Annotated in this window: 16 protein-coding genes and 1 tRNA gene; 8 read left to right on the top strand and 9 right to left on the bottom strand. The window is 62.6% G+C overall.

The features are described 5' to 3' along the window. The first annotated feature begins 4 nt into the window (after positions 1–4). The gene (locus ACTHNZ_RS04555; protein WP_440541309.1) at positions 5–763 is read left to right on the top strand and encodes a YoaK family protein; all 759 of its coding nucleotides are present in this window, start codon (positions 5–7) and stop codon (positions 761–763) included. Between the two features lie 94 nt (positions 764–857). Here the strand turns inward: ACTHNZ_RS04555 and ACTHNZ_RS04560 are convergent, their stop codons facing one another. The 7 genes from ACTHNZ_RS04560 to ACTHNZ_RS04590 all read right to left on the bottom strand — a co-directional run bounded on the left by ACTHNZ_RS04560 (position 858) and on the right by ACTHNZ_RS04590 (position 8,559). After that, positions 858–2,081 (bottom strand): porin, encoded by a 1,224-nt coding sequence (locus ACTHNZ_RS04560; RefSeq protein ID WP_440541310.1) that lies wholly within the window; start codon positions 2,079–2,081, stop codon positions 858–860. 198 nt (positions 2,082–2,279) lie between these two features. Then, positions 2,280–3,185 carry an intradiol ring-cleavage dioxygenase gene (locus ACTHNZ_RS04565; protein WP_440541311.1) on the bottom strand — a complete coding sequence of 302 codons (906 nt, stop codon included), beginning with the start codon at positions 3,183–3,185 and terminating at the stop codon, positions 2,280–2,282. Between the two features lie 16 nt (positions 3,186–3,201). Next, complete coding sequence (locus ACTHNZ_RS04570) at positions 3,202–4,296, bottom strand: maleylacetate reductase (protein WP_440541312.1); 1,095 nt, start codon at positions 4,294–4,296, stop codon at positions 3,202–3,204. Between the two features lie 3 nt (positions 4,297–4,299). Further along, positions 4,300–5,673, bottom strand: coding sequence for an MFS transporter (locus tag ACTHNZ_RS04575; RefSeq protein ID WP_440541313.1), 1,374 nt, complete (start codon positions 5,671–5,673; stop codon positions 4,300–4,302). Positions 5,674–5,718: 45 nt separating this feature from the next. Further along, a complete protein-coding gene (locus ACTHNZ_RS04580) occupies positions 5,719–6,711 on the bottom strand; it encodes an amidohydrolase family protein (protein WP_440541314.1) in 993 nt (330 codons plus the stop codon). A 24-nt stretch (positions 6,712–6,735) separates the two neighbouring features. Then, positions 6,736–7,971: an acyl-CoA dehydrogenase family protein gene (locus tag ACTHNZ_RS04585; protein ID WP_440541315.1), complete on the bottom strand. Its 1,236-nt coding sequence runs from the start codon at positions 7,969–7,971 to the stop codon at positions 6,736–6,738. Between the two features lie 96 nt (positions 7,972–8,067). After that, positions 8,068–8,559: a flavin reductase family protein gene (locus ACTHNZ_RS04590; RefSeq protein WP_440541316.1), complete on the bottom strand. Its 492-nt coding sequence runs from the start codon at positions 8,557–8,559 to the stop codon at positions 8,068–8,070. 139 nt (positions 8,560–8,698) lie between these two features. On the opposite strand from ACTHNZ_RS04590, the gene ACTHNZ_RS04595 reads away from it, so the two are divergent. From ACTHNZ_RS04595 to ACTHNZ_RS04625, 7 genes are all read left to right on the top strand, one after another. Then, positions 8,699–9,154, top strand: coding sequence for a MarR family winged helix-turn-helix transcriptional regulator (locus ACTHNZ_RS04595; protein WP_440541317.1), 456 nt, complete (start codon positions 8,699–8,701; stop codon positions 9,152–9,154). A gap of 73 nt (positions 9,155–9,227) precedes the next feature. Continuing rightward, positions 9,228–10,415 carry an MFS transporter gene (locus ACTHNZ_RS04600; protein ID WP_440541318.1) on the top strand — a complete coding sequence of 396 codons (1,188 nt, stop codon included), beginning with the start codon at positions 9,228–9,230 and terminating at the stop codon, positions 10,413–10,415. Between the two features lie 138 nt (positions 10,416–10,553). After that, entirely contained in the window at positions 10,554–11,765 is a 1,212-nt protein-coding gene (locus ACTHNZ_RS04605) for a CaiB/BaiF CoA transferase family protein (RefSeq protein ID WP_440541319.1), read from the top strand. Between the two features lie 42 nt (positions 11,766–11,807). Then, on the top strand, positions 11,808–13,268 hold the full coding sequence (locus ACTHNZ_RS04610) for an MFS transporter (protein WP_440541320.1): 1,461 nt from the start codon (positions 11,808–11,810) through the stop codon (positions 13,266–13,268). A 19-nt stretch (positions 13,269–13,287) separates the two neighbouring features. Further along, positions 13,288–14,124, top strand: coding sequence for a citryl-CoA lyase (locus tag ACTHNZ_RS04615; protein ID WP_440541321.1), 837 nt, complete (start codon positions 13,288–13,290; stop codon positions 14,122–14,124). After that, a complete protein-coding gene (locus ACTHNZ_RS04620; RefSeq protein ID WP_440541322.1) occupies positions 14,121–15,029 on the top strand; it encodes an SMP-30/gluconolactonase/LRE family protein in 909 nt (302 codons plus the stop codon). The genes ACTHNZ_RS04615 and ACTHNZ_RS04620 overlap by 4 nt, the downstream gene beginning before the upstream one ends. A 107-nt stretch (positions 15,030–15,136) precedes the next feature. After that, the gene (locus ACTHNZ_RS04625) at positions 15,137–15,937 is read left to right on the top strand and encodes an IclR family transcriptional regulator (protein WP_440541323.1); all 801 of its coding nucleotides are present in this window, start codon (positions 15,137–15,139) and stop codon (positions 15,935–15,937) included. Between the two features lie 102 nt (positions 15,938–16,039). Here the strand turns inward: ACTHNZ_RS04625 and ACTHNZ_RS04630 are convergent. Then, positions 16,040–16,115, bottom strand: a tRNA-Ala gene (locus tag ACTHNZ_RS04630). Between the two features lie 127 nt (positions 16,116–16,242). Then, complete coding sequence (gene gltX, locus ACTHNZ_RS04635) at positions 16,243–17,652, bottom strand: glutamate--tRNA ligase (RefSeq protein WP_440541324.1); 1,410 nt, start codon at positions 17,650–17,652, stop codon at positions 16,243–16,245. Between the last annotated feature and the right edge of the window lie 217 nt (positions 17,653–17,869).

Genomic DNA, 17,869 nt, shown 5'->3' on the forward strand with positions numbered 1-17,869 from the left:
CAGCATGCCCATTCAGTACCTCCGCGGTTTCACCCACCCCGAGCGCACCGACGAAGCCAACCGGCGTCTCGGCCGTTCGCTCGCGTTCGTCGCCGGTGCCGCCAATGCCGGCGGCTTTCTCGCGGTTGGCCAATATACGTCGCACATGTCGGGGATCGTATCGTCGCTCGCCGACAATCTCGCGCTCGGCAGCATCGATTTATTCGCCAGCGGCCTGGCTTCCCTCGCGTCGTTCATCTTCGGGGCCGCGGTGTCGACCGTTTGCATCAATTGGGGCCGGCGGCGCGCACTGCGCAGCCAGTACGGGCTGCCGCTCGTGCTAGAGGCCACGCTGCTGCTGTGCTTTGGGCTCCTCGGGTCGAACCTCGAAGCGCACCGCATCTTGTTCGTCCCGGCAACGGTTGCGCTGCTCTGCTTCGTGATGGGATTGCAGAACGCCATGATCACGAAGATTTCCAAGGCTGAAATCCGTACGACGCATATGACGGGCTTGGTGACCGATATCGGAATCGAGCTCGGGCGGCTCTTTTACTGGAACGGACCGCGCAACGGCATGATGCGGCACGCAGCGGGGTTCGTGCGCTGCGACCGGCAGCGCCTCGCGCTGCTCGCTTCGCTGCTCGGTTCGTTTCTATTGGGCGGAATCGCGGGCGCGATCGGATTCAAGCACATCGGCTTTTCGGCAACCGTGCCGCTGGCAGCGCTGCTCGTCGCACTCGCAGTGGTGCCATTGATCGACGATATGCTCGGAGAGCAAGCGTAGTAGAGGCCGGAGCGATCGATAGCACGCCAACGCTGCTTGACGCCGATTCGGAACGGCCCGCGTAGGCGCCGTCCCGCCGATCGGCGGCCTCAGCTCAGAACTTGTGGCGCAGGCCGATCCGAAGCCCGACTTGCTTGCCCGTAGCGGAAGGCGTGAACCCGCTGATCGCCGCCACCGCCGGCTGACCCAGCGAATCGTGTCCGGTCGCCCGTTGAGCAGCCGCCAGGACATACACGTCCGTTCGCTTCGAAAGCAAATAATCCAGCGCGAAATCGAGCTGCATGTATTTCGCTCCGCCGTCCCCGCTCACCGAATTGCGCTGCGTGTAGTCGAACGCGATGCCGGTCGTCAGCGTCGGCGCAATCATGGTCCGTACGCCGAGCTCGGCACTGGTGAACGCAGCGTTCCCTTTATAGCCGAACGGGTTCGGCCCCGAGGATGAACCCAGCCCATCGAATCGCGTGTTGGTCACAATGGCGTTCACCGTCGCCCGAGAGAACGCATACGATGCGCCGATGCCCATGATCTCGAGCGTATTCGCGGAAGCGTAGCCCGCGAACGCCGGCGAGGATTGCGGCGTGGTGGCCGAACCGAGCGAGCCGATGTTGTCGACCGTCGCAGGCCCCTTGTTGGGGGTATTGCCGTAGAACGACACGTTCGGATTGCGCGCGTTCAAATAGGCCGCGCCAAGCGAAAACGCCCCCGCGCTATAACTGATGCCGAGCGACCAGATCTGATTCTGCGCTTGACTGCCGGCCACGCCACCGAAGCTGTACATCGCGCCCGCCTTGATGCCGTGGAAGCTCGGTGTCGTGTATTTGACGGCGTTGTTGATGCGGCTCGTGTTGGCCAGGTTGTCGACGTCACCGACGTGCGACGACATGTAACCAGCCCAATACGGCGCCGAAAACTGCTGAATCGCATCGACCAACGGATCGTACTGTCTACCGGCGGTCACGGTGCCGGCCGTGGCCGACGACAACCCGACATAGGCCTGGCGCCCGAACTCGGCCCCGCCTTGCGCCAGCGTGCCATTGTTGATCATGAATCCGTTTTCGAGCACGAACAGGGCTTTCAGCCCGCCACCGAGATCCTCCGTTCCACGCAGCCCCCAGCGGCTGCCCGACATCCCCGTCGCATGGGCGTCCGTAAGCGCCGTCTGCGGCGCACCGCGCAAACCTGCACTCGAGCGGCCCGTTTGTGCATTGTTCACGTAGCTCAAACCGACATCGACGATGCCGTACAGTGTCACGCTGCTCTGGGCGTGGGCCGCAGCCGCGGCCATGGCGATGGCGCCGCCAAATACGAACTTCCTCATTGCAAAAGTCTCCTATGTTCGTGCTATCGATACATTTCAATTAATTAGTATTCCTAAGTAATAACCCGTGCATCCTCCCTCTTCCGGCCCAGCTCACTACCTCATTACGCCTTCCTCCATGCGCATCGGCATGCAAGCGCGAAGCAGCGGCGCATACCGCTGCGCCCGCCTCACGGCTATCTCGCGCCTATCGCGCGCCTATCGCGAGCGGTCTTCCCCCGAGCGTTGAAGAACGAAAGACGGCGCCGTGAGCCAGAAGGGACTCGCCACCGCGAACGACGCCGCCCGCGCGGGATCGTCAACCTTCTCGAAACGTCCGACGAGGCTTTCCTTCACGCCAAAGACAGCGTCTTCGCCGAGATACGGACAGTCGGGCGCGAATACGTGCGTGATCACCGTTTCGTATCCGGGCGCCTGGACGATGAAATGGATGTGAGCCGCACGGTTCGGATGCCGGCCGAGCGTGTTGAGCAGCTTGCCGACGGGCCCATCGTCCGGAATCGGATAATCGCGCGGCTTCACGGTCCGAAACCAAAACCGGCCTTGCGCATCGCTTTGGAACTTGCCCCGCAAGTTGCCGTCGGGTTGGATGGTCTTTTGCTGAACGTCGTAAAAGCCGTCGTCGTTCGTCTGCCAGACGTCGATAACGGCCCCTGCCACCGGGCGGCCCTCGATGTCCGCGACCGAGGCTTGCACGACGAGCGGCTCGCCCTTTCCGTCCAGGCAGATGTTCGCGCCCGACACCGACAACGGAACGCCATCGACGAAAAACGGGCCAAGAATCGTGTTCGCTGTCGCCGCGCCTGGGCGGCGATGATTGATCGCGTCCACGAGCATCGACACGCCGAGGACGTCGGAGAGCAGAATGAACTCCTGGCGCCAGTCGGTGCACATCTGCCCCGTGTCAGTGAGAAACCGGATGGCGGCAAGCCACTCTTCGTGCGTCGGCTCGATCTCCTTCACTGCCGCGTGCAAATGCTTGACCACCGTTTCGGCGATCCGGCGCGTTCGCGGATCGACGTCGGGCCCGATTCGGGCATTGACGATATCGGCCGACCGCTGCTCGTCGAATAGCGGAAACGCAGTCGTTTCGTGTTCGCTCATCGCTGCCTCCTCGTTTTTAGTTCGGATCGATCGACGGAACGACGCCGAGATGGGCGCGGGACAAGAGCTCACGCAGCTTCGTCCGTTCCAATGGCCGCGGATTCCAGTACGGGTTCGCCAGCGCCAATTCGACGCATCGGCCGATGCCATCCTCCGGCATGCCGAGTTCGTGCAGTCCGCGCGGCGCCCCGATCACGCGATTGAGTTCATAAAGCGCTGCCGGAACGTCGTCGACGCCTAGGGCGTCGCGCAGCCGCGCCATCACGTCCGGTATCGCCGGGGCGTTGTAGGCCAGCGCATGCGGAAGGATGACGGCATGCGTCTCGGCATGAGGCAGATCGAACGTGCCGCCCAGCGTGTGGCAGAGCTTGTGATGAAGCGACATGCCGACCGCGCCCAAGCAGATGCCGGCGAGCCAAGCACCGTACAACGCGCCCGCACGCGCGGCCCGCTCATGTGGATCATCGCAGAGCGCCGGCAGCGCCTTCACGAGTGCACGAATGCTCTCGAGCGCCAGCGCACCGATGATCGGGTTGGCGTCGCGCGCGTAGAGCGCCTCGACGGAATGCGCGATCGCGTTCATGCCGCTCACGCCGGTCAGGCGCACGGGCAAGTCCATCGAGAGGTCGACATCGTAGATCACCGTCTCGGGCAACACTTTTGCGCTGCGCTGCGTCGTCTTGACGCCGTTCTTCGTCTCGCCGAGGATCGGCGTCATTTCAGACCCGGCATACGTCGTCGGCAATGCGATCTGCGGGAGGTCGGTGCGGAGCGCAAGCGCCTTGCCCAGACCCGTGGCGGATCCGCCACCGATCGTCACGATGCCGTCGCCGCGCAGCTCGCGCAGCAGCGCCAGCGCTTCCTCGGTCACGTCAATGGGCGTATGCATCCGTGCACCCGCGTACGTCCCGGCATGCAAATCGCCGAGCTCGCTCGAGATTTGCCGCGCGGCGGTTTCATGCGTCGGCCCGCTGAGAACCAGCACGCGCGACATGCCGAGTCTCAGCGCTTCCTCGCGCACGCTCGAGCGCGTGCCCTCGCCGAACAGCACGCGCATCGGCAACCCTTCATAGACGAAGGGCAGGTTCGATATCATCGCACCCAAGCTCATCGATCATCCCCCTCTTGCGACGCCGGCAACCGGCTCATCTGCCGCATCGCGTCGTTGCTCGTAATCGGCGCCGCTTTTCGTCGCGAACATCACGCACGCGGCAGCGCCCGCCGCGGCCACGGCAATCGCACCGAGCATCGCGCCGGAGCCTCCGAATGCCTGTTGCAGCGCGCCGCCGATGAAGGGCCCCAGAATCGCTCCAAGCCGCCCCACGGCGAGCTCCATCCCGACGGCGGTTGCCCTCATTTGCGTTTCGTACGAAGCCGCCGTGAAATTATTGAGCACGAATTGCCCACCGATGATGCAAAAGCCGGCTGCGGCACTGAATGCGAAATTGGTCCAGTGCGTACGGAAAAAAACGAGCGCGAGCACGGACAGCGCACCGACGGCCCACCACGCGCAAAGCCACTCGCGCGGACGATTCGAGCGGTCCACCAGGTGCCCGCACACGAGTCCGCCTACGAACGACATCACCTGCATCAGCGCACCGAACGCAAAGCTGGCCGCGAACGTCTCGCCTCGCGCCTGCATGAGCGTCGGGATCCATCCCGAGAGTCCGAATATGCAAAACAAGCTCAAGAAGCTCGTGGCACAGATCGCGATCGACTGCCTGCGGTAAGGCGCCTCGAGCAGCGCGAAAACGGGCGTTCGCGCGATTGCCGAATGCCGTGCCACGCCGCGATCGCGGTACGCCGCCGCGCGATCGGGGCGCAGCTTCGACAGAATCGCTTTTACGTCTTCCTCGCGCCCGCGCAGCAACACGAACTTCGGCGATTCGGGCAAATAGCGATGAACGAAGGGAATCAGCAAGAACGATAGCGAACCGATCCAGTAAAGCCCTTGCCAGCCCGTGCGCGGCGTCACGAAAACGCCGACGATACCGGCGCAAGCGCCGCCCGCGGCCCATCCCAGCGCCACGCCCCAGAGCGCGAAGGTGTTCGCGATTCGCCGCGGCGCAAGTTCATTGATGTAGGTGGTCGACAGCGGCAGCAGCACCCCGAGGCCCAGGCCCGTCAAAATGCGCAACGAGCAAAAGGCCGCAAAAGAATGGCCACCCAGGGCAGTCAAAACGGAGAAAATCGTCGTGATCCACAACCCGCCGAGCAGCGTGATGCGCCGCCCGAACCGATCGGCGATCGCGCCGTGGACGGCCGCCCCGAACAGAAAGCCGACCAGGCCGCTCGAGACGAGCATCCCCGCCTGCTGCAACGATAGGCCCCAAGGCTCGCGTACGTAGTGAATCACGTAGGCCGGATTGAACGTGTCATATCCGTCGAACAGCGTCAGCAAGGCGAGCAGGATGCCGAGCTTGACGTGCATCGGACCGACCGGTGCCTCCGACAACTCGTCCTGCACGTCGATGAGTTCGTCATGCATGGTGTCTCACTCCAATTATGTTTTGTGATGACGATCGGACGTCGATCAGACGTCGCCTAGCTTGAACAGCCGTGCCGCATTGGTTCGGCCGATCTTGATTCGGTCGTTCTCGCTGATCGACGCGTCGTCGAACCATTGCGCCGCGTGGTCCACATTTTCGAAGGGCCAGTCCGCTGAGAAGAGAATCCGGTCGGAGCCGATTTCGAGCATCGCATCGATCAGCGTTTGCGTACGGAAGTTGCCCGACGTCGTCAGCCAGAAGTTCGAGCGGAAGTACTCGGCAATGGGCTTCTCAGCCGGATAGGCCGGTTTCGTCTTCACCCATGCGTTCCGATTGTCGACACGCCACATACTGTACGGCAGCCCCTCGCCCATGTGGCCCAAAATGATCTTCAGGCGCGGATGTTCGTCGAAAAGGCCGGAGCCCATCATCCGCAGCGCGTGAACCGCCGTCTCCTGACCAAATGCCCACGTCGGGCCGAGCAACCAACGATGTCCCTCGTAGATCGGCGCGTGTGCGGGCAGCGGGTTGCGCGGATGCAAGTAAAACGGCACGTCGAGTGCCTCGACCGTCGCCCAGAACGGGCGAAACTGAGGCAGATCGTAATAGAGCACGTCATCGCTGCCTTCCACCTGCGAGAAGCCATTGACGAGCGCACCGACGAAACCGAGTTCCTTGACACAGCGTTCGAGCTCGCGCGCCGCGAGCTCGGGCGATTGCATGGGCAGCGCGGCGAATCCTTTGAATCGATCGGGGCGCTTCGCGATCTGCTCGGCGAGGAAGTCGTTCGCGCGCCGCGACAGCGCATGTGCCGCTTTCGTCTCGGGAATGGCCTGCACAGTGGGCGCGTTCAGAGAAAGGATCATCAGCTCGATACCGTTGCGATCCATTTCCTCGATACGCCGATCCTGGATGTCGAGCAACCGGTGTTTCAACTCGATCCAATAGGAAGGCGGCACGAAACCGGCCGAATCTTGAACCGTCTCCTCGATGGCGAAATGCTCTTCGAGCGCGATCTTGCGCGTTGCTTTAAACATAGGAATGCTCCAATTCCGATTGCATCAATATTGGCCTTTGGGTTCGAGGCCCAGCGCCATCTGGCCGTACATCGTGCCCACCGTGTCCCAATTCATACTGATATGCCGGCCCACCGCATTGGCATCACGCCAGGCACGTTGGATCGGATTGGCCAAGTCGAGTCCCTGCCCGCCTGTCGACGCGTTCAGCGCTTCCGTGGCCCGGATGGCGAGCGAGACGGCGAACGCCTGCCCGAGTCGGCTTTTGATCCGTTCTTCGACGGATACTTTCTCGCCGGCATTCACCGTCCCCTCCCGATCGCGCAGGTCGGCAACGAGTCCCCGGCGCGCCGCGTCCACGCTTGCCGTCGCCTCCGCCACGCGCAATTGAATCGTCGCGAATTCGGCCATCCGATTTTGCCCGCCCGCGACGGCACCGCGCGTCACGCGCCGGGCCGTCCGTTCGAGATAATCTTCCAGCGCGCCTTGCGCGGCGCCTACCGCGACCGACGCCAAGCACGATGGAATCGCGCTCAGCATCGGAATGGAGAACCCCGGATGGTGAGGATAGAGCTTTGCGCCCGGTGTCTCACCGCTCGTCGTTTCCGAGAACAAGAGCGTCCGATGTGCCGGCACGAATACGTTGTCGAGAACGAGCGTTTTGCTGCCTGTGCCGGCCAAGCCGATGACGTGCCACGTATCCGCGATCGTGTAGTCCGCCTCCGGCACGAGCAGGAACGCCGGCGCCGGTTTCTCCCGATCGCCTTGCGCGGGTAATATGGCCGCGCATAGCGACCATTGCGCACATTCGCATCCGCTCGCGAAGCTCCAGCGGCCGCTGATCAGATAGCCGCCCTCGGTCGCCTCCGCTTGACACACAGGGGCATAGGAGCCACAGACGAGCGCGTCGGGGTTCGCCCCCCAAACGTCGTGCTGCGCTTGCGCCGGAAAGGAGCCCACGAGCCATTGATGCGCGGCGAGAAGCCCGGCTACCCACGCCGTCGACGCGCACGACTTCGCCAAGTCGGTGTTCAGATCGACGAGCGTTGAAAAGTCGCTCTCCAAGCCGCCGTATGCCTTCGGCTTCACGAGATCGAAGTAGCCTGCGCCGCGCAGCATATCGATGATGTCCATCGGAACCCGACGGTCGGCTTCGATTTGAGCGGCGCGAGCCTTGATGGGCGCCGCGAGCGCAGCGAAGCGTGTGCGCAGTTCTTCAATCGAGGGGGGAGCGGCGCTGCGCAGCGCGGCCGGTCCGGCTTCCCTTTCTACAACGATCATGAGTCACCTCCAATGGTCGGTATTGCGGAACGGCTTGCGCATCGCGGATATCGTCGAGGCATTGCCGGCCGCCGAATTGAAATCAGGGAACGGGCCCTAGCAATAGGCGGCGTTGCGGTAAAGGAGCGGCCGGGCGTCGTCGCCGAGCAGCACGTCCTCGGCGCTGCCGATGAAAATCGTGTGGGTGCCGAAGGGCACGGCGGCGTTCTTTCGACAAACGATATTGGCCTGCGCATTCGAGAGGTAGTGCATGCCCGTCTCGTGCGTCAGCCATTCCCCCACCGAAAAACGCGCTTCGGGCAACGACGCGCCGCTGAACGCCGTCGATACTTCGGCCTGATCGTGCGTCAGCACGTTCACGCAAAAGTGCCGAGCGGACATCAGGATGTCGTGCAAGAACGTGGACTGGTTGACGCAAATGATCATCGATGGCGGATCCATCGAAAGCGAGCTGACGGCGGTCATCGTCATCCCATGACGGCGATGCCCGTCGCAGGCCGTAACGATCGTGACCGTCGACGCCACGCGGCGCATCGCGGCACGAAACGACGCGCCGATGTGCGGATGAGGTACGGCTAGGGTATCCATATCGTCTCCGAGTGATCCGGGCTTCGAAGCACCGTGTTGCAAACAACTATAGTTTCATTTGCAACTGTTGGCAATGCAAATCATGCGGTCGAAACTCTTGCTTGATAGAATTAGCCAATCACGAAAGAGGTATACCCCTATGTACAAGTTCACCGACTCCTTCCCCTACCTGCTGAACCGCGTTGGCGTGCGGATGGGGGAACTGTTCTCGCGTCGGATCGCGTCGTACGGGATCACCCTGCCGATGTATCGCGTCATGGCGGCGTTAGCGGAGGTCCCGGATCAGCGGCTCAACGACTTGGCGGCCATGACGACGGTCGAGCTTTCCACGCTGTCGCGCCTCATCGGCACGATGGAGAAAATGAAGCTCGTCTCGCGCAGCAGGCTCGAGAACAACGCGCGGACGGTCGCCATCAACCTGACGGCTGCCGGCGAGAAGGCTTTGAAGGAGTTGATGCCGATCGCGCAGCATTTCGAGCAAGTGGCGGTCAGCAAGCTTTCGCCCGCGGCGCTGAAGACGCTGAAGAAGACGCTTTCGGAGATTTATGACCTGCTCGATGCGCTCGAGGAGGAAGTGACGGAGGCTGCCGAATGAGCGCGGTCCGCCGTCCCGGCCCACGACGCGTCGCCACTACGTTTATCGATTTCGCACTCTTATAGGAAACGGCGTGTTCTCATCAGAAGCCGTTGCCAGCACGGATAACGATCGCACGCTGTTGGCCGTCCTCTCGATGTCGGTATTCTTCGTCGGCGCGAGCGAGTTCATGCTCTCTGCGATGCTGAATCCGCTCAGTGTCGCATTCGGCACCGACTCGGTTCACATCGCCTGGCTGATCTCGAGCTATGCGTTTGCCTATGCCGTCGCGGCGCCGTTCCTCGGCTATCTGTCGGACCGGATCAATCGGAGCCGTCTCCTGCAGATCGCGCTGCTATCGTTTGCGATCGACGGCGTCGGCATCGCCTTCTCGCCGACGCTCGACATCGCGATCGCGCTCCGGATTTTCGGCGGCCTCGCGTCCGCCATCATCATTCCAGCCTCGTTCGCGCTGATTGCCGAGGTTGTGCCGCGCGCACGTCATGCGGCCGCGATGGGGACCGTCATGCTGGGTATGACACTCGGCATCGCGCTTGGTCCCGCGATGGCGGGCCTGCTGACCGCCTGGGTCGGCTGGCGAGCGCCGTTCCTGCTGACGTCGACCGGTTGCATCGTCGCGTTCCTGATCGGTACCGCGGCGATGCCGAAACGTCGCCCTGCCGCCGTGACCCACGAGACCCACGGCTTCAGATGGCTCCGCAACCCGGCCGTCACGCGCCCCCTACTCGCGAAAGGCTTATGGAATGGAACGGGCGTATCCGCTTTCCTGTTGTCGGGAGAAGTGCTACGCCAGCGTTATCAACTCGACGTCGCCCATGTCGGGCTCAGCGTGACCGCATTCGGCGTCGGGCTCGCAATCGGCAATCTGTCGGCTGGGAAGCTCCGGCGCCTAACGGGCAGCGAGGAACGTTCGCTGATCGTCGTGACGAGCCTTTTAATCGTTTCCGTCGCGGCATTCCATCTTCTGTCGCTACCTGTGTTCGGCGCGCTCGTCTGCCTCGCCGCGTGGGGCGCAGCCCTCGGGGCCGGAGCCCCCTCCGCGACGACCGTGCTGGCCGAACGTTCGGCTCATGACAAGGGTGTGGTTCTGGCCACCGCCGAGACGCTCAACAACGTCGTCATCCTCTCCGTCGTTCCGATCGCGTCGATGATCTTGGCGACCGGAACGATCGCCATGGCAACGGCGGTCTTTGCGCTGGGCCTGAGTATAGGCGCCGCGCTGACTCTCTACGACGCGCTCGAGACAATCCGCAGACGATAGATGCAGTCCCCCGCCCGATATCCCATTGCGCCGAGGGTAATCCCCAATTTCTGATGAGCCGCTCCACGCCCTAGCATGGGTCCGTCCTTTTTATAGAACGACGTTCTATCTAACAGAACGAATCATAAAGAGATCGCCATGCTTCCGCTCCCTCTTTCCGGCATTCGTGTCTTGGATTTGTCCAATGTCCTGTCGGGGCCGTTTTGCACCTATCAGCTCGCCCTGCTCGGAGCCGATGTACTCAAGATCGAAAACCCCGACGGCGGCGACCTTGCCCGACGTTTGGGAGCTGATCCGGAGGCGTCTGCACGCAACATGGGGGCCTCGTTCGTCGCGGTGAACGCGGGCAAGGAGTCGATGACGCTCAATCTCAAGCACGAAGCCGGCAAGGAAATCTTGCGCAGGCTCGTGACCGAGGCCGATGTACTGGTCGAGAACTTTCGCCCCGGCGTGATGGATCGCCTAGGACTCAGCGCGCAATCGCTGCTCGCCGTCAATCCGCGCCTCGTCTACTGCGCGATTTCCGGGTTCGGCAACGATGGGCCGCTCGCGCACAGGCCAGCCTACGATCAGATCATTCAGGGCATGTCAGGGGCGATGAGCGTGACGGGCGGTCCCGACACTGCACCGCTACGCGTCGGCTACCCCGTGGCCGATACCGTGGGCGGGATGAGCGCCGCGCTCGCAATTTGTGCGGCGGTCCTTGCGGCGCAGCGCACAGCGCAAGGACGAATCATCGACGTCTCGATGCTCGAGGCCACGATGTCGACGATGGGGTGGGTGGTGTCGAACTACCTGAACGCGGGGGTCGAGCCCACGCCCATGGGCAACGAAAACTTCACCGCGGCTCCATCAGGCACGTTCCGATGCGGCGAAGGCATGTTGAACATCGCAGCGAACGAAACGAAGCAGTTCTTGGCGCTGTGCGAAGTCATCGGCCGTCCTGAACTTGCACGAGACGAGCGTTTTCGCGAACGCGATAGACGCAAGCGGCATCGCGCCGAACTGAAGCATGAAATCGAAGCTGCACTTGCAGCCGACAGTGCCGCCCATTGGGAAGCGCGACTGATCGCCGCGGGGGTGCCCGCAGGACTCGTATTGAGCGTGCCCGAGGCAATTTGCCAACCGCAGATAGCCGGCCGCCAATTCATCCACGAATTCGAAGACGGCGATAGCGTGCAGCGCGTGACGCGTGCGGGCTTTCGCTTGATCGATGCGCAGGGGGGATCGTCTTCGGGCGGCCCAGCAATGCGCGCGCCTCGCTTGTCGGAGCATACGCAAGCGCATCTGGAGCAGCTCGGCTTCGATGCGCAGGCGATCGCTCGGCTAAGAGATGAAGGCGCGATTTGACGATCCGACGTCGCACATACAGATACTTGATTGGAGGAAGACATGAAATCTACGCTTGCGGCGGGAGCGATTTCGCCGGCCCATACCGAATCGGCTCGAGCGAGACCCTTGACGGAAGATCGCGATGCGACGGCACGCGCCATCGTGGCCCGTCTCGATCGACTGCCCGCCACGCGCCATATCTGGAGCATCGTGTTCTTGTTGTCGCTCGGCGGCTGCTTCGAATTCTATGATCTTTTCATGACCGGCTACATCGCACCCGGCCTGATCGCGAGCGGACTATTCGTCAAGACTTCCACGTCGATCTTCGCAATGAACAGCATTGCGGCGTTCGTTGCGGCAACGTTCACGGGCCTTTTCATTGGAACCTTGGGGCTCGGTTTCTTGGCCGATCGCTTCGGGCGACGGCGCATTTTCGTCGTGGCATTGCTCGCCTATACCGCTGCCAGCGTTCTGATGGCCTTCCAGCAAAGCCCGCTCGGCGTGAACGTATTCCGCTTGCTCGCCGGCATCGGGCTGGGCGTCGAAATGGTGACGATCAATACCTACGTCGCGGAATTGATGCCGAAGAACTTGAGAGGCCGCGCGTTCGCGATCACTCAAATCGTGCCCTACTGCGCCGTGCCGGTGGTCGCGCTGATGTCGTGGTGGCTCGTGCCGATGCACCCGCTCGGCGTCGACGGCTGGCGCTGGGTCGTGCTTGCCAGCGCGACAGGCGCAGCGTTGGTCTGGCTGATTCGTCTCGGCATCCCCGAAAGCCCGCGCTGGCTCGTAGCTCAAGGGCGACTCGATGAAGCAGAGCGAGTCACGGAAAAAATCGAGCACATCGTCGAACGCCAGCATGGCAGCGCATTGCCGGCACCGGCACCTCGCGAACACGCCGCGCCGACGATGGAGCGAAGCTTTCGCGACGTGTTGAAAGCGCCGTATCTGAAACGCACGGTCATGCTGTCGCTGTTCAACGCCGTCCAGGTCATCGGCTTCTACGGATTCAGCAACTGGATTCCTTCGCTGCTGACGAGCAAGGGCTTCGGGCTCGTCCATAGCCTGCAGTATTCCTTCCTGATGTCGATCGCATTGCCGTTCGGCCCGGCCGTGTTCTTCTACTTTGCCGACAAGGTCGAACGCAAATGGAGTCTCGTCGGCGCAGCGGGGGCGGCAGCGGCGTTCGGTCTGCTGTTCGCGAATCAGACCGGGGCGACTGGACTCATCGCATTCGGGCTGTTCATGAACCTTTCGCTCACGATCATGAGCTACTCGTTCCAAACGTATCAGTCGGAGCTCTATCCGACCGAAATCCGTGCCCGCGCCATCGGCTTCGTCTATTCATGGAGCCGGCTCAGCGCGATTTTCTCGGGGTTCGTCGTCGCTTTCTTTCTGCGCGATTTCGGCGCGACGGGCGTCTTCTACATGATCACCGGCTGCATGGTTTTCGTGATGCTCGTGATCGGCATCATGGGGCCGTCGACGAAAGGTCTCGCGCTCGAAGACATCAATCGCTGAATTCAATAGGGAATTCCACATGACTCATACCGGTGATTTCGGGGCGCTCGCCGCCGACTATTGGAGCACGTCGATCGTCGACATCCACCCCGGGTCCATCCGTGTGCGCGGCTATCCGATTCAAGAGTTGATCGGCGCGATCGGCTTCCCCCAGATGATCTGGCTGATGCTGCGCGGCGACTTGCCCTCGGCTGGCCAAGCACGCCTGTTGGAAGCGGCGCTCGTGGCGTCGGTCGATCACGGGCCGCACGCGCCTTCGATCGCGATTTCGCGCATGGCCGTCAGTTGCGGCTTGCCTTTGAATGGGGCGATGGCTTCGGCACTCAATACGCTCGACGATGTTCATGGCGGTGCGGGACAACAAGCAGTGGAACTCTTTCATGCGATCGAACGCGAGCAGGCGCAAGGGGGCACGTTCGAATCCGCCATCGAGCGTTCGATCGATGCGTCCATCGCCGAAAACGGCAAGTATCTGCCCGGCTTCGGACATCGCTTTCATCCCGTCGATCCGCGCGCGGGCCGGCTGCTGGCGATGGTCGACGATGCGGCTGCCGAGGACGTCGTGCCTGGACGGTACGCCGCAATCGCACGCGGCATCGAGACCGTGTTGAAAGCGCGCAAAGGCCGATCGATTCCGATGAACATCGACGGTGCAACGGCGGTCATCTATGCCGAGCTCGGCTTCGAGCCCGAACTCGCCCGCGGCGTGTTCTGCCTCTCACGCGCGGTCGGCATCCTATCGCACGCATGGGAACAGAAAGGACGCGCGGAGCGCAATAAAGGCCCGATGCCGCGCCAGATGCCCTACCGATACACAGGCAACACCGAACGTCATTACCCCGGAGACGATCAATGAGTTGGCATCCCGCACCTCGGCTCGTCGCAACGAGCATCCACACTGCCATGCCGGACGCATTGCGCAAGCACGGCGTGGTAACGGACTGGTCGCGCGCCAACAAGGGCTCAGAGGCGATCGACTGCTTCATCGAAGGACCTTGCTTCGATCCCGACGGCAATCTGTATGTCGTGGACATTCCGCATGGGCGGATTTTACGGGTTTCCCCGTCGCTCGAATGGCGAGTGATCGCGAACTATGACGGCGAACCCAATGGCCTCGCCTGGCACCCCGTGCATCGCCTCGTCATCGCCGACTACAAGAACGGCGTGATGAAGCTCGATCCGGCGCACGGCGAGGTGCAGCCGCTGCTCACACGACGCAACAGCGAGCGCTTCAAGGGCGTCAACGATCTCATCGTGGCGCACAACGGCGACATCTATTTCACCGATCAAGGGCAGACAGGGTTGCACGACCCGACGGGACGCGTGTTTCGCTTGACGACGGCAGGCCGCCTCGACTGCCTGATCGACAACGGACCGAGCCCGAACGGTCTCGTGCTCGATGCCAAGGAGAAGGTGCTATTCGTCGCCATGACGCGAGACAACTCGGTATGGCGTATGCCTCTGCTTCCCGACGGCAGCACGAGCAAAGTCGGGCGCTTCGCTCAGTTCTATGGAACGAGTGGCCCCGACGGTTTGACGATGGACGCTCAGGGCAACTTGTTCGTCGCGCATGCGTCGCTCGGCGCCGTCTTCGTGCTCAACGCTCACGGCGAAGGCATCGCGAAGATCCAATCGTGCGCGGGGCGCACGATCACCAACGTCACGTTCGGCGGCACGCACGGGCAAACGCTGTTCATCACCGATTCGAGTACCGGGTCGGTATTGCGGGCCGATTGGAGCGAGTCCGGTATCGCGCAGTAAAATAACGCTCCGTCAGGCATAACGCCGCGAGAGCGCGATGGGAGGCAGTGCGCGCCGCGGTCGGGTTCGCCTGAATTGCGCTGTGCCATTATTGACTCTCGCTATCCATGGCTGCCTCTTCGAATCGCCTGTCCTCCGATGCTATTGCGGCGCCAACGACATCGCCCGACGGCGTCGCCGCGCTCGATCGCGCCTTCGCCATCCTGTTTGCATTCCGCCCCGACGACAAAGGGCTTTCGCTCGCAGAGCTCGCTACACGCACGGGGCTCTACAAAAGCACCATCTTGCGACTGATTGCATCGTTGATCCATCACCGCATGCTGCTGCGCGCCGACGACGGCCGCTATTTCGTCGGCCCCGGCGCATTGCAGCTCGGTGCGATCTATCAACGCGGCCTTCAACTTAGCGACGTGATTTTGCCGTTGATGCGCGCGCTGCGCGACGGGAGCGGTGAAAGCGTCTCGTTCTATGTCAGGCAGCAGAACCTGCGCGTGTGCTTGCATCGAGTGGATTCGACGCATGCGATTCGCGACCATGTCCGCGAGGGTGACGTGCTGCCGATGGACAAAGGATCGGGCGGCCGCGTGCTGACGGCATTCGGCGGCGCACGCGGCCAACTCTATGAAACGATCCGGCGAGAAGGATATTACATCTCGATCGGCGAGCGCGACGAGGAAACGGCCGGGATTTCGACGCCCGTGTTTTCGGCCGAGCAGCCGCTAGCCGGTGCGCTGACGCTCGCGGGGCCGCGCTCGCGCGTCGACGACGCGTTGTTGAAGAGCATGCGCAGAACGATGGTCGAGACGTCGATTCGCGCGACAGAACTGCTCGGCGGCGATGCGGCGCCGTTGCGCGCCGCCCTCGCCGTGCTCGACGATGGGCGGGGCAGCAACAAACAGCCACGATAAATCGCGAAAGATCAGGGAGCGGATATGGGACAACTCTACGCATCGTAGAAAAAGAAAAAGCCCTGGAATCCAGAGCTTTTCTTTGAGACTGTCTGCGGTGTTTGGTGGAGGTAAGCGGGATCGAACCGCTGACCTCTTGCATGCCATGCAAGCGCTCTCCCAGCTGAGCTATACCCCCTTGCAGAACAGAAGTGAGATTCTATAGGCCCTTTTTGATCTTGTAAATACCCTCACCGCGTTTTTCTTCGCTTTTCTACGAAGACGCTATGAGGGCGATGCCCCGGAGCCATTGCCCTCTCATCACATCAAGCTGCAAGGCCGCCTTCGATCCGGCTCACTACGCGCTCGCGCCCGAACAAGACGAGCACCGCATCGATCGACGGCGTATGCGTCGTGCCGGCCACGAGCAAGCGCACCGGCATCGCAAGCTGCGGCATCTTCAGCTTGTGCGCGGCGAGCGTCGCCTTCAGTGCGGCAGCAACGCCCTCCTTCGTCCACTCGCAACCGCGCAGCGCAGCGGCAAGCTCAGCCAGCGCGGGCCGCACCGCATCGGTCACGTGCTGCGCGAGCGCCTCGGGCTCCGGTGCCGGCGTGCGGTAGAACATCGCCGCATTTTCGGCGATCTCCTTGATCGTCGTCGCGCGATCCTTCATCAGCGCAACGACCGATGCCGCATCCGGCCCCTGCGAGAGCGCGGCCTCGTCGATGCCGAGTTCGGCGAAGAAAGGCTTCGCCAATTCGGCCAGCCGCGCATTGTCGGCTTCCTTGATGTAATGGTTGTTGAGCCAGTTGAGCTTGCTGTGATCGTATTGCGCGGGCGACTTGCCCAGATGCTCGAGGTCGAACCACTCGACGAACTGCTCGCGCGAAAAGATCTCGGCGTCGCCATGCGACCAGCCCAGGCGAGCCAAATAGTTGAGCACCGCTTCGGGCAGGTAGCCGGCATCGCGATAGCCGACCACGCTCATCGCGCCGTGCCGCTTGCTCATCTTCTCGCCGGCTTCGTTGAGCACGGTCGGCAAATGCGCATAGACCGGGGTTTGGCCGCCGAGCGCACGCAGAATGTTGATTTGCCGCGGCGTGTTGTTGACGTGATCGTCCCCGCGGATGACGTGCGTGATCCGCATGTCGAGGTCGTCGACGACGACGCAGAAGTTGTACGTTGGCGTGCCGTCGGGCCGAGCGATGACCAAATCGTCGAGCTCGTCGTTCGAGATTTCCACGCGGCCCTTGACCGCATCGTCCCACGCCACGACGCCGTCCAGCGGATTCTTGAAGCGGATCACCGGTTCGACGCCGGCCGGCGGCGTCGGCAGCGTCTTGCCCGGCTCTGGGCGCCAAGTGCCGTCGTAGCGCGGTTTCTCGCCCGCCTCGCGCTGGCGCTCGCGCAACGCTTCGAGCTCTTCCATCGACATGTAGCAGCGGTACGCGAGCCCTTGATCGAGCATCTGCGCGACGACCTCGCGATAACGGTCCATGCGCTGCATCTGATAGAAGGGGCCTTCGTCGAAATCCAGGCCGAGCCAGGCCATTCCTTCGAGAATCGCATCGACCGATTCGGACGTCGAACGCTCCAGGTCCGTATCCTCGATCCGCAGGATGAACGCGCCTTGCATCTTGCGCGCGAATGCCCAGGGGTAGAGCGCGGAGCGGATATTGCCGAGGTGGATGAAACCGGTGGGACTCGGGGCGAAACGGGTACGGACGGTGGTCATAGGTAGCGTCGATAGTTCGACGGCACCTACGCAAGCGCGCTGCCGTCGAGCAAAGAGAAATAGACGGCAATTATACCCGGGGCGCACAGCACGGGACCGCGCCACACCGTACCGCACCACACCGCACCGCCTGCCCGGCTCGCACGAGTCGAGCAACCACTCAGCCGCGCCCAATCGCTTTGCCGTATGATGTGCGCGCTGCGCTTGCGCGCGGCTG

It is taken from the genome of Trinickia sp. (genome assembly GCF_051953955.1).
Classification (GTDB): Bacteria; Pseudomonadota; Gammaproteobacteria; order Burkholderiales; family Burkholderiaceae; genus Trinickia.

Coding starts and splice junctions, on each gene's coding strand:
- ACTHNZ_RS04555 (WP_440541309.1), top strand. CDS start 5: ATGCCCATTCAGTACCTCCGCGGTTTCACCCACCCCGAGCGCACCGAC.
- ACTHNZ_RS04560 (WP_440541310.1), bottom strand. CDS start 2,081: ATGAGGAAGTTCGTATTTGGCGGCGCCATCGCCATGGCCGCGGCTGCG.
- ACTHNZ_RS04565 (WP_440541311.1), bottom strand. CDS start 3,185: ATGAGCGAACACGAAACGACTGCGTTTCCGCTATTCGACGAGCAGCGG.
- ACTHNZ_RS04570 (WP_440541312.1), bottom strand. CDS start 4,296: ATGAGCTTGGGTGCGATGATATCGAACCTGCCCTTCGTCTATGAAGGG.
- ACTHNZ_RS04575 (WP_440541313.1), bottom strand. CDS start 5,673: ATGCATGACGAACTCATCGACGTGCAGGACGAGTTGTCGGAGGCACCG.
- ACTHNZ_RS04580 (WP_440541314.1), bottom strand. CDS start 6,711: ATGTTTAAAGCAACGCGCAAGATCGCGCTCGAAGAGCATTTCGCCATC.
- ACTHNZ_RS04585 (WP_440541315.1), bottom strand. CDS start 7,971: ATGATCGTTGTAGAAAGGGAAGCCGGACCGGCCGCGCTGCGCAGCGCC.
- ACTHNZ_RS04590 (WP_440541316.1), bottom strand. CDS start 8,559: ATGGATACCCTAGCCGTACCTCATCCGCACATCGGCGCGTCGTTTCGT.
- ACTHNZ_RS04595 (WP_440541317.1), top strand. CDS start 8,699: ATGTACAAGTTCACCGACTCCTTCCCCTACCTGCTGAACCGCGTTGGC.
- ACTHNZ_RS04605 (WP_440541319.1), top strand. CDS start 10,554: ATGCTTCCGCTCCCTCTTTCCGGCATTCGTGTCTTGGATTTGTCCAAT.
- ACTHNZ_RS04610 (WP_440541320.1), top strand. CDS start 11,808: ATGAAATCTACGCTTGCGGCGGGAGCGATTTCGCCGGCCCATACCGAA.
- ACTHNZ_RS04615 (WP_440541321.1), top strand. CDS start 13,288: ATGACTCATACCGGTGATTTCGGGGCGCTCGCCGCCGACTATTGGAGC.
- ACTHNZ_RS04620 (WP_440541322.1), top strand. CDS start 14,121: ATGAGTTGGCATCCCGCACCTCGGCTCGTCGCAACGAGCATCCACACT.
- ACTHNZ_RS04625 (WP_440541323.1), top strand. CDS start 15,137: ATGGCTGCCTCTTCGAATCGCCTGTCCTCCGATGCTATTGCGGCGCCA.
- gltX (WP_440541324.1), bottom strand. CDS start 17,652: ATGACCACCGTCCGTACCCGTTTCGCCCCGAGTCCCACCGGTTTCATC.